Raw genomic sequence first — 13,451 nt, 5'->3', positions numbered from 1 at the left:
CAGTCTCTTCAACAGCCGTATTATAGCAAAGAATAAAAAGAAATGCAATCGTGGGAAACACGGGACAAACTGCGGGATTTTTTGCAAAAATAAACGAAAACTGTTGAATTCAATACGATATAAAGCGATAATCCTTCACAGGAATGGTGTTACAGATCGCATTTTCCACGGGCCAGATACATGCCTGCCGGGACGGTGTCCAGCACCTTGCCGTTCTCCATGGTCTTGCGGCCACGGAGCCAGACCTCCCGGATGCCGCCTGCGGTGACAAAGCCCTCGTAGGGGTTGTAGTCCACGTTGGCGACGCAGTCCTCCGCACGGATCACATGGCTGTCACCGGGATCGTAGACCACGATGTCGGCATCGCTGCCGGGGGCCAGAACGCCCTTGCGGGGATAGAGACCGTACAGCTTGGCGGGGTTCTCACTCAGCACCCGGCACATCTGGGCCAGAGAGAGCTTCTTGGCGGCCACGCCGTAGGAATAGATCAACTCGCCTCGGGTCTCCACACCGGGGAGACCGCCGGGGATCTTGGTGAAGTCCTCCCGGCCCGCGTCCTTCTGTGCCAGCGTGAAGGAGCAGTGGTCGGTGGAGATCGTCTGGATCTCGCCGCGGCGCAGGCCCCGCCACAGAACCTCCTGATTGGCCTTTTCCCGGATGGGGGGCGCGCAGATGTACCGGGCCGCCTGAGAGTAGTCGGGAGCGTAATAAACGCTCTCGTCCAGCAGCAGGTACTGGGGACAGGTCTCCACATAGACCTTCTGGCCCCGCTTCCGGGCGTGCTCCACCTCCTTGAGAGCCTCCTCGTTGGTCAGGTGGACGATGACCACCGGGCAGTCCGCCGCCTGGGCGATCCGCAGAAGGCGGCTGATGGCCTCAGCCTCCAGATAGGGAGGACGGGTCTCCGGATGACTGGAGGGACCCATCAGCCCGGCGGCCTTTTTCTCAGCGATCATACCGTCGATGACGCCGGCGTTCTCACAGTGGACACCGCAGATACCGCCCAGGTGACGCAGCTCCTTCAAGGCCCAGTACATATCCCGGTCCCCCACCATCATGGCGGGGTAAGTCATATACATCTTGAAGGAGGACACGCCCTGGCGGAACATCTCCGGCAGCTCCGCCCGGATGGATTCGTTCCAATCGTCGATGGTCATGTGGAAGCCGTAGTCGCAGAAGGTGCGGCCGTCCGCTTTTTGATGCCAGAGATCCAGACCGTATTGCAGACTTTCACCCTTGTTGGGACAGGCGAAGTCGATGACGGTGGTAGTGCCGCCCTTCAGAGCCGCACGGCTGCCGGTGGTGAAATCGTCCGCCGTGGTGGTGTTGCAGACGTCCAGATCAAAGTGGGTGTGGGCGTCAATAAAGCCGGGGAACAGGAGACAGCCCTCCACATCCACCGTCCGGTCTGCCGGAGTGAGGATCAGACGGCCCACCTGCCTGACCTTTTCACCCTCCACCAGCACGTCGGCCCGCTTGGGCCCCCGGCCGGTGATGACGGTACCGCCCTTGAACAGCGTACGCATATAAAGCACCTCCAGATTAGATTCTGTCGTCAGTATAGCACGGTTTTCCGAAAAAAACCAGAGGGACAATGGGGGAGAGCTGACGGAGAATTGACCGGATAAAACACAAAAATTTACAAATAGTAGTTGCAACCAAAGGTCGATATGGTATAATTTGGACATAGCAGGGCGGGACTCGCTTGCAAATTGTACCGCCCTAAATAAAAAGGAGGTCTTTGCGAATGAAGAAGTTCCTGTCTGTGCTGCTGGCATTGGCTATGATCTTCTCCCTGACGGTCACAGTCTCTGCGGACGAGACCAAGGGCGAGATGGACGGCTATGTAGTGGTGCTGCACACCAACGATGTGCACGGCGCTATTTCCGGCTATGCCAAGGTGGCGGCCTTGAAGAAAGCCTATGAGGCTGAGGGCGCCTATGTCCTGCTGATGGACGCCGGCGACTTCTGCCAGGGCGATCCCACGGTCAGCGTTTCTCAGGGTAAAACGGCTGTTGAACTGATGAACATGGCCGGGTATGACGTCACGACCCTTGGCAACCACGAGTTCGACTACGGCTATGACAATCTGGTGAATCTCTCCAAGGAAGCCAAGTTCCCAATTGTGGCAGCCAACGTGCTCTATCAGGGGAAGGTGGCATTCAACGCCAACCAGATCTTCACTACGCCGTCCGGCGTCAAGATCGGCGTGTTCGGTCTGGAGACCCCTGAGACCCCAACCAAGGCACACCCCGCTAAGATCAAGGGCGTGACCATTCTGGGCGACAAGTCCATGTTTGACTGCGCACAGGCGCAGGTGGACTCCCTGAAGGCGGACGGCTGCGATTACATCATCTGCCTGGGCCATCTGGGCATCGATAAGGAATCCATTGGCAACCGCTCCACGGACCTGCTGAATGTTGTGGACGGTATCGACGTATTCATTGACGGACACTCCCACTCCACCATGAAGGACATTGCCGAAGTGACCGACAAGGACGGCAAGGTCAACGGCACCCTCCTCACGTCCACCGGCACCAAGCTGGCCAGCGTTGGCGTTGTGACCATCAGCCCCAAGGGCAAGGTCACGGCTATGAGCGCTCCTACCGAGGGCATGACTGCCGAGGATAAGGACGTGGCTGCCAGAGCCGCCGCTATCCAGAAGGAAATTGACGACGACTACGGCACCGTGTTCGCCAAGACCAAGGTGGAGCTGGACGGCGTGAAGGCCAATGTCCGGACCCACGAGACCAATCTGGGTGACCTCATCACCGATGCGCTGGTTTGGGGCGCAGGCAAGAACGGCACCAAGGTGGACGCGGCTGTCACCAACGGCGGCGGCATCCGGGCCACCATCAAGAAGGGCGATATTACCAAGAAGGACATCAACACCGTGCTGCCCTTCGGCAACACACTGAGCATCGTGAAGGTCACCGGCGCGGAGCTGCTGGAGGCTCTGGAGGCTTCGACCTACTGCACGCCGGATTCCATCGGCGGCTTCCCCCAGGTCAGCGGCATCGTCTACACCATTGACGGCACCAAGACCTATGACGCGGGCGATGTGTATGAAGGCTCCACCTACCACGCACCCAAGACCATCCGCCGTGTTACGATCCAGTCCGTTGGCGGCAAGGCCTTCAACCTCAGAACGGTCTACACCATCGCTACCAATGACTTCCTGGCTGCCGGCGGCGATACCTATTACGCCTTCAAGACCGCTTCCGTCAACTACGATCTGGGTATCCCCATGGACGAGGTCGTGATGGATTATGTTAAGACCGAGCTGAAGGGCGTTGTGTCCGCTGAGAATTACGGCGAGGCCGGTGACCGCATCACCATCATCAAGGGCCTGCCCTTTACGGATGTGGATCCTTCCGCCGCCTATTACAGCGCGGTGAAGTACTGCTATGAGAACAATATCTTCAAGGGCGTCACGGATACGATGTTCATGCCCAACAACACCATCACCCGGGGCCAGATGGTCACGGTGCTGTGGCGGATGAACGGCTCTCCCGAGCCCAAGAACGCCAATCCCTTCGGCGATGTGGCCGCTACCTCTCCCTTCGTCAAGGCCATCGCCTGGGCAGCCGAGAACAAGCTGACCAACGGCATCACCGAGACGACCTTTGCCCCGGCACAGGCCATTTCCCGTCAGCAGTTCCTGACCATCCTGTATCGCTACGCACAGTTCATGGGTTATGATGTGTCTGTGGGCGAGGATACCAATATCCTCTCCTTCGAGGACGTGGGTGAGGTTGGCGAGTATGCCATCCCCGCGATGCAGTGGGCTGTCGGCTCCGGCGTTCTGGCGGCTGAAAAGACCCTGACGCCCCGCGCCGCGGCGCCTCGCTACAACGTGGCAGAATTCCTGGCCAACTTCTGCATGAAGGTGATCCCTGCTGCCGAGATGATGCCCAAGGCTGCCTGATTTTCAGACGTAAAACACACATTGATTTCCAAAAGAGCCGCAGAGATTTTATCTCTGCGGCTCTCAGCGTGTCGAAAAATTCTTTTCTCCCCGCTGAGCAAGTTTTCAGAACTTCATAAAAGTTCTGAAAACTTAGGATTTTAATGGCGCGGGACACCCCTCTTGGGTTTCCCGCGCACACCCTTCCTTACCGTCGCGGAGAACTTACTACTTTATCGACAGTCTCAGAGCCGCAGAGATTTTATCTCTGCGGCTCTCTTTTTCGTTCCGGCGCATAGGCCGGCGCTTTCCTGCGGAGACTAACGGGGAAAGTGAGGGATCGCAATGGAGAAGGACAAGGAGACAAAGGCGACGGAGGAGCGGGAAGGGAGTCAGGTGAACCAGAACGTAGTAGATTTCGGCTCCGCCATGACAAAAACCGCCCACGGAACCGTTTATACGCTGGCCATCATCGGACAGATCGAGGGGCACACGGCGGCGCCCAACGGCACGAAAACCACCCAGTATGAGCACATGCTGCCTCTGCTGGCGAAGCTGGAGGAGAGCCGGGAGGTAGACGGTATTTTATTTCTGCTGAACACCGTGGGCGGTGATGTGGAGGCGGGACTGGCCATCGCGGAGCTGATCGCCGGACTGACCAAGCCCACGGCGGCCATCGTTTTAGGGGGCAGCCATTCCATTGGCGTCCCATTGGCGGTGGCGGCCCAGCGGAGCTTTGCGGTGCCCTCCGCCGCCATGACCATCCATCCCGTGCGGATGAGCGGAACGGTCATCGCTGCGCCCCAGACCTACAACTATTTTCAGCGGCTTCAGGAGCGGATCGTGGCCTTTGTGGCGGGACACAGCCGGATCTCGGCGGAGAAGTTTCAGGCCCTCATGCTGGCAAAGGATGACATGGCGGCGGATGTGGGCAGCGTGATCTACGGTGAGGAGGCGGTGCATCTGGGGATCATCGACCAGCTGGGCGGATTGCGGGAAGGATTGGACTGGCTCTATCGGAAAATGAACGAAACGAGGGGGTGACACCCCTCGTTTTCCTATTGAAATAAGTGCGCTTTTCTGGTATAGTATCTTAGTTAAAGTATGTTCAAAGTATATGGGTGTAGATCGAGGTGAGACATAGATGTACTTAAAAGCACTGGAGGTGCAGGGCTTCAAATCCTTCCCTGATAAGACGGTCCTGAACTTCGGTGAGGATATTACGGCCATCGTGGGGCCTAACGGCTCCGGCAAGTCCAACATTTCTGACGCCATCCGCTGGGTCATGGGCGAGCAGTCCAGCAAGGCCCTCCGGGGCGGCAAAATGGAGGACGTGATCTTCGGCGGCACGGAAAAACGCGCCCCGGTGGGCTTTGCTCAGGTGACGCTGGTGCTGGACAACACCGGTCATCTGTTCCCATCTATGGACGAGTCTGAGGTGGCCGTCACCCGGCGGTATTACCGCAGCGGAGAGAGCGAGTATTACATCAACCGCCAGTCCGTCCGACTGAAGGACATGACGGAGCTGTTTATGGACACCGGCATGGGCCGGGAGGGCTATTCCATCGTAGGTCAGGGCCGGGTGGATGAGATCCTCTCCACCAAGAGCACGGACCGCCGGGAGATCTTCGAGGAGGCGGCAGGTATTTCCAAGTACCGCCACCGGAAGGAAGAAGCGGAGCGGAAGCTGGAACGCACAGAGGAAAATCTGGTGCGGATCAACGATAAGATCGCGGAGCTGGAGCTTCAGGTAGAGCCGCTGCGGATGCAGGCGGAGACAGCGAAAAAATATCTGGTCCTCCGGGACGAGATGCGCCTGTTGGAGATCTCCCTGTGGCTGGAAAATCTGGACGCGTTGAAGGCCAACGCCCGGAAGATTGAGATCGACCTGCGGAACGCGGAACAGGAACGGGACGAGGCCCGGTCCCGCATGGACGCACTGTTCGCGGAAAACGAGCAGTTTGGCCAGCGGATGCAGGAAAAGGACATGGAGGCGGAGGGTCTGCGGACTGAAGCCGCCCAGCTGGACGCCCGGACAGCGGAGCAGGATTCCGCCGTGGCGGTGCTGGAAAGCACCATCAGCCATCTGACGGAGAATATTGAACGAGCAAAAAGCGAACTGGAGGAATCAGAGAGCCGCACCGGGGGCTATGAGGTCCAGGCAGCGGAACAGGACGCCCAAGCGACAGAGTTGGAGCAGCAGGCCGCCGCGCTGAATGCGGAACTGGACAAGCTGCTGGCTCAGGCTCAGGCTGCGTCGGAGCAGGCGGGAGGCGCCGCCGCGGAGGCAGAGGCTTTCCGAGGTAAAGAGGCCATCGCCATTGCCGCTGCCGCAGACGCCCGTGCGGAGGCCGCCGCCATCCGGGCGGAGACGGAGCAGATCAGATCCCGCCGCATGGCGGCGCTGGCGGATAAGGAGACCGCGGAGCGTCAGTTAGAGGAACAGGGGCGGGAGGCAAAAGCTAACCGCCGGGCCTTGGAGGACGCACAAGAGGACGCGGAGGCTGCCGCCAACATCATCAGCGGACATACCCTGCGGATGGAGGAGCGGAAGAAGAAGGCCGACGCCGCTGCCGAAGCCAGAGTGAAGCTCACCATGGATGTGGGCGCGCTGGATAACCGCATCCGTCTGCTGACGGAAATGGAAAAGGACTACGAGGGCTTCAACAAGGCTGTCAAGCTGGTCTGTCAGGCCCAGAACAACCTCCGGGGCATCCACGGCCCGGTGGCGGGTCTGATGAAGACCGACGGCAAGTATTCCCTTGCCATAGAGATCGCTTTGGGTGCCGGTTTGCAGAACATCGTAGTGGACCGGGAGGAGGACGCCAAGAGCGCCATCGCCTTCCTGAAGCAGCGGGAGGGCGGCCGTGCCACCTTCCTGCCCCTCACCGCCATCCGGGGAGAGGAACTTCGGGAGCGGGGCGTGGAGAACGAGTTCGGTTTTGTGGGCGTGGCGTCCCGGTTGGTGCGCTTCGACCCTAAGTATACGCAAATTTTTAACAGCCTTCTGGGAAAAACGGTGATTGCGGAGGATCTGGACTGCGGCATTGCCATGGCCCGGAAGTACCGCAACGCCTTTCGCATCGTGACGCTGGACGGACAGGTCATCAACCGGGGCGGCTCCATGACCGGCGGCTCTACCAGCCGCAGCGCCGGTGTGCTGAGCCGCGCGGCGGAGCTGGAACGGCTGAATGGCCGGGCATCGGAGATGCACCGGAAATTGGAGGAGGCCAAGGCTGCGGAGGAAGCCTCCCGCCGGGAGCTGGACGCAGCTCAGTACGAGCTGACCACCGCCGAGACCCAGCGCCGCGCCGCCGAGGACGAGGTCCTGCGGCTGCAGGGCGTGAAGAATCAGTTTGATATGCTGCTTTCCAATTTGCGGGAGAGCGTGGAAAATCTCACCGGCGAAATCGAGGCCATCGACGGCCGTATTCAGGAAAACGAGGTCAGAAACGCGGCGGCAGAGCAGACCGTGGCGGACCGGGAAGGTGAGGCAGCCAGCTGCCGCGTACAGGCGGAGGCCATCCTATCCGGGCAGAGCGAGCTGCTGGCCCAGTCCGGGCAACTGTCTGAGGCTATCGCCGCCCACAAGGCGGAGCTGGCCGCCATCGACGCCAACCGGGAGGGGGCGCTGCGCCGTGCCGCCGATCTGCGAGCGCTGGCAGCGGAGCTGTCCGGTGACCGAAGCCAGAAGGAAGCGGCCTTGGCCCAGTATCAGCGGCAGATTGAGGCGGCTCAGACCGAGATCGGCCAGCGGAGAGCGGAACAGGCACAGCTGAAGGCACAGAGCGCCGTGATCTCGGAGCGGCTGGCGGGGATCAGTCAGGAAAAGATCGCACTGGAGGCGGAACGCACCGCCAAGAGCCGCGCCGGTCAGGAGATGAACGAAACGCTCCTGAATCTGGAACGGGCCGCCAGCAGACTGGAAACGAAGCTAACCACCTCCGCCATGGAGGAAAAGCAGATCTTGGACAAGCTGTGGGAGACCTACGAGCTGAACCATTCTGACGCTCAGGCCCAGCGGATCGAGCTGGAAAGCGTACCCAAGGCGTCCCGCCGGGTAGCGGAGCTGAAACGGGAGATCAACGGCCTCGGCACCATCAATGTAGGCGCCATCGACGAGTTTGAGCGGGTCAATGGCCGGTACACTTACTTGACGGATCAGCGGAACGATGTGGAAAAGGCCAAGGGCGAGCTGACCGGCATCATCGGGGAGATCACCTCCCAGATGACTGACATTTTCGGCCAGCAGTTCAAATTGCTCAGCGAAAGCTTTGAACAGACCTTCGTGGAGCTGTTCGGCGGCGGTCAGGCCAAGCTGGAACTGGAGGACCCGGAGCACATTCTGGACTGCGGCATCGAGATCAAGGCCCAGCCCCCCGGTAAGGCCCTGAAAACCATTTCGCTGCTCTCCGGCGGCGAGAAGGCGTTCGTGGCCATTGCGTTATATTTTGCCATTTTGAAGGTGCACCCCACCCCGTTCTGCATTATGGACGAGATCGAGGCGGCGCTGGACGAGGCCAACGTGGTTCGCACGGCCCGTTATATGCGGACGCTGGCGGATAAGACCCAGTTCATCGTCATCACCCACCGCCGGGGCACCATGGAGGCCGCCGACGTGCTGTATGGCGTCACCATGCAGGAGCAGGGGGTCAGTAAGATCTTGACCATCAATCTGAACGATATGGCGAAGGAATTGAAGATTCAGTAAGTACGGGAATTTTTCTGCTCCCGCAGAGACTGTGGTCCACAGAGGATGCACCCCCCATTTTCTTTTTGAGACATCAAAAAGAAAATGCGCCGTGCATGGTGGAAAAGAAAAAATGTCAGGGATGAGTTGACCATCGAAGCGGCCAACTCACCCATACGAAGGAGCAGTCGGTACGGACTGCCGCCAAAATCCGGAAACCTTCTGCCGGCTGCGCTGAAAGTCCGCAAAGAGCCGAGTGCTTCCCCACATTTGGAAGCAGGGTATTTACCGGGCTGCAAACCTGAAAGGCTTTCTGCAACAGTCCCGTGCGTTCCGCTTCGCTACGCACTACCTGGTGCTACATGCGAGCGGCAGCGGAAAGAGGGGCAGAGAGTGTCCTGTTTGGAACACCGGTATGCGGCGGACTTTCTGGTGCGGGGACGTACTGATTTGAGATTTGAGTATAGCGCAGCCGGTAGGAGATTTCCAAATTTGGTCGGCAGTGCGTGACGGGCAGCCCCCGTTTCGGGTGATTTGACACAGAGGTGTCAAATCATCCCTCAGCGTCTTTTCTTTTGACCATGAATGGCCGTTTTCTTTTCCGCAAGAGGAAAAGAAAATGGGGATTCAATCTTGCATGGTATCACCATGCCTTCCAGAGCCGCAAAGCGGCACCTTGCTGCATCCCTGCGGCGGTTCGCCACATCCCTCCGTAGGAGCAGGAAATGAAGGTTCAAAAAATGCGGGAAACCGCATGAAAAAAGGAGTTTACGATGGGCTTTTTTGACAAGCTGAAAAAAATCACCAGCAATTTATTCTCCGGCTTCACCGAGGCGGACGAGGCCTTCTTCGAGGAGCTGGAGGAGACCCTCATCATGGCAGATCTTGGCGTGGACGCTGCCACGGACGCCGTGGAGAAGCTGCGCACCAAGGTTCGTAAAGAACATCTGCAAAGCCAGGAGGCCGTCCGGGAGGGCCTGCGGGAGATCCTGATGGCAGAGATGGAGGTGGGAGACACCGCAATGAAGCTGGACACGAAGCCCAGCGTCTGCATCTTCATCGGCGTCAACGGTGTGGGCAAGACCACCTCCATCGGAAAGATCGCCGCCAGCCTGAAAAAGCAGGGCAAACGGGTGATGCTGTGCGCCGCCGATACCTTCCGCGCCGCCGCCGCCGACCAGTTGGAGATCTGGGCAGAGCGGGCCGGATGCGAGATCGTCCGGCAGTACGAGGGCGCGGACCCCGGCGCCGTACTGTTCGACGCACTTCAGGCTGCTAAGGCCCGGAACGTGGATGTGGTGCTGTGCGACACCGCCGGACGGCTCCACAACAAGGCAAATCTGATGGCGGAGCTGGCAAAGCTGTCCAAGATCATCGACCGGGAGTGTCCCGGATGCGACCGGGAGACGCTGCTGGTGCTGGACGCCACCACCGGCCAGAACGGCCTGATCCAGGCCCGGACCTTCAAAGAGACGGCGGGACTGACGGGCATCGTCCTGACCAAGCTGGACGGTACTGCCAAGGGCGGCATCGTCATCGCCATCGCCCGGGAGCTGGGCGTACCTGTGAAGTTTGCGGGAGTGGGCGAGGGCATCGACGATCTGAAACCTTTCGATGCCGAAGACTATGTGAAGGCCATCATCTGACAAAGCAAAGCGGCGATCCAGCCGGCTTTGCAGAAATTTTGAAATGAGGAATGACTATGACCAGACAGGATGGACGGGCGTATGATGAGCTGCGCCCCATTAAAATCACCACGGATTTTGTGAAGTTCCCGGAGGGGAGCTGCCTTATTGAGTGCGGCGACACCAAGGTGCTCTGCTGCGCCAGCATCGAGGACAAGACCCCGCCCCATGTGGCAGAGGGCGAGGGCTGGGTCACGGCGGAGTATTCCATGCTGCCCAGGGCCAACCGGGAGCGCAGCAAGCGGGACATCTCCAAGCTGAAGCTCAGCCCCCGCAGCGCTGAGATCCAGCGGCTGGTGGGCCGCAGCCTGCGGGCAGCGGTGGATATGAAGGCACTGGGCGAGCGGACCATCAACATCGACTGCGACGTGCTTCAGGGCGACGGCGGTACCCGCACCGCTTCTGTCACCGGCGGCTTTGTGGCGCTGGCGCTTGCCTGCCGAAAGCTGGTGGAGGAGGGCTATCTGGGCTCCACGCCCATCCGCCACTTTGTCACTGGCGTGTCTGCCGGCATCGTGGACGAGCAGGTGCTGCTGGACCTCCAGTACAGCGAGGACAGCCGGGCTCAGGTGGACCTGAACTGCGTGATGAATGAACTGGGCGAGATCATTGAATTGCAGGGCACCGGCGAGGGCCGTGCCTTCACCCTGACGGAGCAGCAGGAGCTGGTACGGCTGTGCGCCAAGGGCAACCGGGAACTGCTGAAAATTCAGAAGGAAGCGCTGGGAGGAGCACTGTGATGAAATTTGTATTAGCGACCCATAATCCCAATAAGATCCGGGAAATGAGGGCCATTCTGGGCCAGTTCGGTGTGGAGGTAGTAAGTCCCAAGGAACTGGGGATCACTGTGGACGTGGAGGAGACCGGGAGCACCTTCGCGGAGAATGCCATGCTGAAGGCCAAGGCCATTTGCGAGCTGGCGAAGCTGCCCGCCATCGCTGACGATTCCGGCCTGTGCGTGGACGCCCTCAACGGCGGCCCCGGTGTGTACTCCGCCCGGTACGGCGGCGAGGGGCTGGATGACAGGGGACGGTATATGCTGCTGCTGCAAACTATGCGGGGGCAGACCACCCGGGCGGCTCATTTTACCTGCGCCATTGCCTGTGCCTTCCCCAATGGGGACACCATCACCGCCGAGGGGCAGGCTCCCGGCACCATCGCTTTTGCCCCCATGGGGGAGGGCGGTTTCGGCTATGACCCCGTATTCTTCGTGCCTGACAAGGCAAAGACCTTTGCACAGCTGACCCAAGAGGAAAAGGCGGAGATCTCCCACCGGGGCAAAGCCCTCCGGGAATTTACCGCGAAATTGGAAACTTATTTGAAGAAATAACCGTCTAAACAGCAGAACCATTCCAAAAAGGAGGAACTGCCTTATGAAAGAGACAGGTGTGTGCCCCAAGTGCGGAGGAGCGGATGTTGTGCGGGTCCCCGGCGGAGTCAGGAGCACCATGGACAATACGCAGAATTTTGTGATACGGGGATTTCAAAGTGCTCCGGTGGACCGGTATATCTGCTGTGCCTGCGGCTTTTCCGAGGAATGGCTGCGGGAGGAAGATTTGGAAAAAGCAAAAAAATACTGGGCGGGAGCGGCCCAATGAAAGGAATTTTATGGAACTGACAAGCAAACAGAGAGCCCAGCTGCGAGGGCTGGCCAACACCATCGACACCATCATCCACATTGGCAAGGATGGCATCGGGGAGAACCTCGTCAAGCAGACCGACGACGCGCTGGAGGCCCGGGAGCTCATCAAGGGCCGGGTTTTGGAGAACAATATGGAGTATGACGCCCGCCTGGCGGCCCAGGAACTGGCGAAGGCCACCCGCAGCGAGGTGGTGCAGGTGATCGGCACCAAGTTCGTGCTGTACCGGGAGAGCCACAGCAAGCCCAGAGAGAAGCGTATCCAGCTGGTGAAGCCGTCAAAAAAGCGGCAGGCGTAAGGAAAATTGCGTTGAAACAGGAGATGGAATTTTCTTGAAAATCGGTATTTACGGAGGAACCTTCAACCCGCCCCATCTGGGGCATCTGACGGCGGCGGCGGCCGTGATCGCCACGCTGAAACTGGACAAGCTGCTGCTGATCCCCGCCAGCATCCCGCCCCACAAGGATCTGCCCGCAGGCAGCGCCACGGCGGAGCAGCGGCTGGAAATGACCCGCATGGCGGGGGAGCAGCTGGGCCTTGGGAGCAAGGTGGAAACGCTGGATATGGAGGTGCGCCGGGCGGGAAAGAGCTTTACCTCCGACACGCTGGCGGAGCTGAAAGCGCAATTCCCGGAGGATGAATTGTGGCTGCTGATGGGGACAGATATGTTCCTCAGCTTTGAAACGTGGCATGAGCCGGAGAAGATCGCATCCCTTGCGGGGATCGCCGCCTTCGGCCGGACAAAGGCGGACATGGAACCGCAGTTTTCCGCCCAGCGGGACAAGCTGTACCGTCTCTACCCGGAGGCCCGGATCTTTACCCTGACGGTCCCTGGCGTCATCGACATTTCCTCCACGGAGCTGCGGGAGCGGCTGGCATCCGGGACGGGGGAGAACCTGCTGCCCCCGGCGGTGTACGGCTATATTCTGCGAAACCATTTGTACGGAGCGGATGTAAACCTGAAAAGCTTGACGCTTTCTCAGCTGCGTCCGGTGGCCCTCAGCTATCTGAAGTACAAGCGCATCCCCCATGTGCTGGGGACGGAGCAGGAGGCCATCCGGTTAGCGATCCGCTACGGCGCGGATGTGGAGAAGGCCCGTGTAGCGGCGCTGCTCCACGACTGCACGAAGAAGCTGGATATGCCGGAGCAGCTGGCCCTGTGCCGTCAGTACGGCATCGAGCTGGACGAGCTGGAGCAGAAGGCGCTGAAGCTGCTTCACGCTAAGACCGGCGCGGCCATCGCGCGGGAGGTGTTCGGTGTGGACGATGAGATCTACCGGGCGATCTGGTGGCACACCACCGGCCACGCGGACATGACGCTGCTGGAAAAGATCATCTATCTGGCGGATTATATTGAGCCCTCCCGGGATTTCCCCGGTGTAAACGATTTACGGGCATGTGTGTATGAGGATCTGGATCGAGGAATGTTGATGGGACTGGAAATGACCATCGACGAGATGACGGAAATGGGAAATCCCGTCCACCACGCTACAATGGAGGCGCGCGACTGGCTGAAAGGAAAGAGATAA

General features: G+C 59.6%; 10 protein-coding genes. 9 read left to right on the top strand and 1 reads right to left on the bottom strand.

The window, feature by feature from the left end:
* Window positions 1–149: 149 nt before the first annotated feature.
* Complete coding sequence (gene hydA, locus H8Z83_RS02635; protein ID WP_187013626.1) at window positions 150–1,526, bottom strand: dihydropyrimidinase; 1,377 nt, start codon at window positions 1,524–1,526, stop codon at window positions 150–152.
* A 221-nt stretch (window positions 1,527–1,747) separates the two neighbouring features.
* On the opposite strand from hydA, the gene H8Z83_RS02630 reads away from it, so the two are divergent.
* From H8Z83_RS02630 to nadD, 9 genes are all read left to right on the top strand, one after another.
* Complete coding sequence (locus tag H8Z83_RS02630; RefSeq protein WP_187013625.1) at window positions 1,748–3,928, top strand: 5'-nucleotidase C-terminal domain-containing protein; 2,181 nt, start codon at window positions 1,748–1,750, stop codon at window positions 3,926–3,928.
* Between the two features lie 324 nt (window positions 3,929–4,252).
* Window positions 4,253–4,951 (top strand): ClpP family protease, encoded by a 699-nt coding sequence (locus H8Z83_RS02625; RefSeq protein ID WP_187013624.1) that lies wholly within the window; start codon window positions 4,253–4,255, stop codon window positions 4,949–4,951.
* Between the two features lie 100 nt (window positions 4,952–5,051).
* Window positions 5,052–8,618 (top strand): chromosome segregation protein SMC, encoded by a 3,567-nt coding sequence (smc, locus tag H8Z83_RS02620; protein WP_187013623.1) that lies wholly within the window; start codon window positions 5,052–5,054, stop codon window positions 8,616–8,618.
* Window positions 8,619–9,370: 752 nt separating this feature from the next.
* Window positions 9,371–10,243, top strand: coding sequence for a signal recognition particle-docking protein FtsY (gene ftsY / locus H8Z83_RS02615; RefSeq protein ID WP_187013622.1), 873 nt, complete (start codon window positions 9,371–9,373; stop codon window positions 10,241–10,243).
* 56 nt (window positions 10,244–10,299) lie between these two features.
* Window positions 10,300–11,022 carry a ribonuclease PH gene (gene rph / locus H8Z83_RS02610; protein ID WP_187013621.1) on the top strand — a complete coding sequence of 241 codons (723 nt, stop codon included), beginning with the start codon at window positions 10,300–10,302 and terminating at the stop codon, window positions 11,020–11,022.
* Window positions 11,022–11,612, top strand: a complete 591-nt coding sequence (locus H8Z83_RS02605; protein ID WP_187013620.1) for an XTP/dITP diphosphatase — start codon at window positions 11,022–11,024, stop codon at window positions 11,610–11,612. The genes rph and H8Z83_RS02605 overlap by 1 nt, the downstream gene beginning before the upstream one ends.
* A 43-nt stretch (window positions 11,613–11,655) precedes the next feature.
* A complete protein-coding gene (locus H8Z83_RS02600) occupies window positions 11,656–11,880 on the top strand; it encodes a hypothetical protein (RefSeq protein WP_187013619.1) in 225 nt (74 codons plus the stop codon).
* Window positions 11,881–11,890: 10 nt separating this feature from the next.
* The gene (yhbY, locus tag H8Z83_RS02595) at window positions 11,891–12,220 is read left to right on the top strand and encodes a ribosome assembly RNA-binding protein YhbY (protein WP_187013618.1); all 330 of its coding nucleotides are present in this window, start codon (window positions 11,891–11,893) and stop codon (window positions 12,218–12,220) included.
* A 34-nt stretch (window positions 12,221–12,254) separates the two neighbouring features.
* Window positions 12,255–13,451, top strand: a complete 1,197-nt coding sequence (gene nadD / locus H8Z83_RS02590) for a nicotinate (nicotinamide) nucleotide adenylyltransferase (RefSeq protein ID WP_187013617.1) — start codon at window positions 12,255–12,257, stop codon at window positions 13,449–13,451.

The sequence above is a fragment of the Dysosmobacter segnis genome (genome assembly GCF_014297285.1).
Lineage (GTDB): Bacteria > Bacillota > Clostridia > Oscillospirales > Oscillospiraceae > Oscillibacter > Oscillibacter segnis.
The sequence above is the reverse complement of the archived record's forward strand: the minus strand, read 5'-3'. Positions and strand labels throughout refer to the sequence as shown.

Coding starts and splice junctions, on each gene's coding strand:
- hydA (WP_187013626.1), bottom strand. CDS start 1,526: ATGCGTACGCTGTTCAAGGGCGGTACCGTCATCACCGGCCGGGGGCCC.
- H8Z83_RS02630 (WP_187013625.1), top strand. CDS start 1,748: ATGAAGAAGTTCCTGTCTGTGCTGCTGGCATTGGCTATGATCTTCTCC.
- H8Z83_RS02625 (WP_187013624.1), top strand. CDS start 4,253: ATGGAGAAGGACAAGGAGACAAAGGCGACGGAGGAGCGGGAAGGGAGT.
- smc (WP_187013623.1), top strand. CDS start 5,052: ATGTACTTAAAAGCACTGGAGGTGCAGGGCTTCAAATCCTTCCCTGAT.
- ftsY (WP_187013622.1), top strand. CDS start 9,371: ATGGGCTTTTTTGACAAGCTGAAAAAAATCACCAGCAATTTATTCTCC.
- rph (WP_187013621.1), top strand. CDS start 10,300: ATGACCAGACAGGATGGACGGGCGTATGATGAGCTGCGCCCCATTAAA.
- H8Z83_RS02605 (WP_187013620.1), top strand. CDS start 11,022: ATGAAATTTGTATTAGCGACCCATAATCCCAATAAGATCCGGGAAATG.
- H8Z83_RS02600 (WP_187013619.1), top strand. CDS start 11,656: ATGAAAGAGACAGGTGTGTGCCCCAAGTGCGGAGGAGCGGATGTTGTG.
- yhbY (WP_187013618.1), top strand. CDS start 11,891: ATGGAACTGACAAGCAAACAGAGAGCCCAGCTGCGAGGGCTGGCCAAC.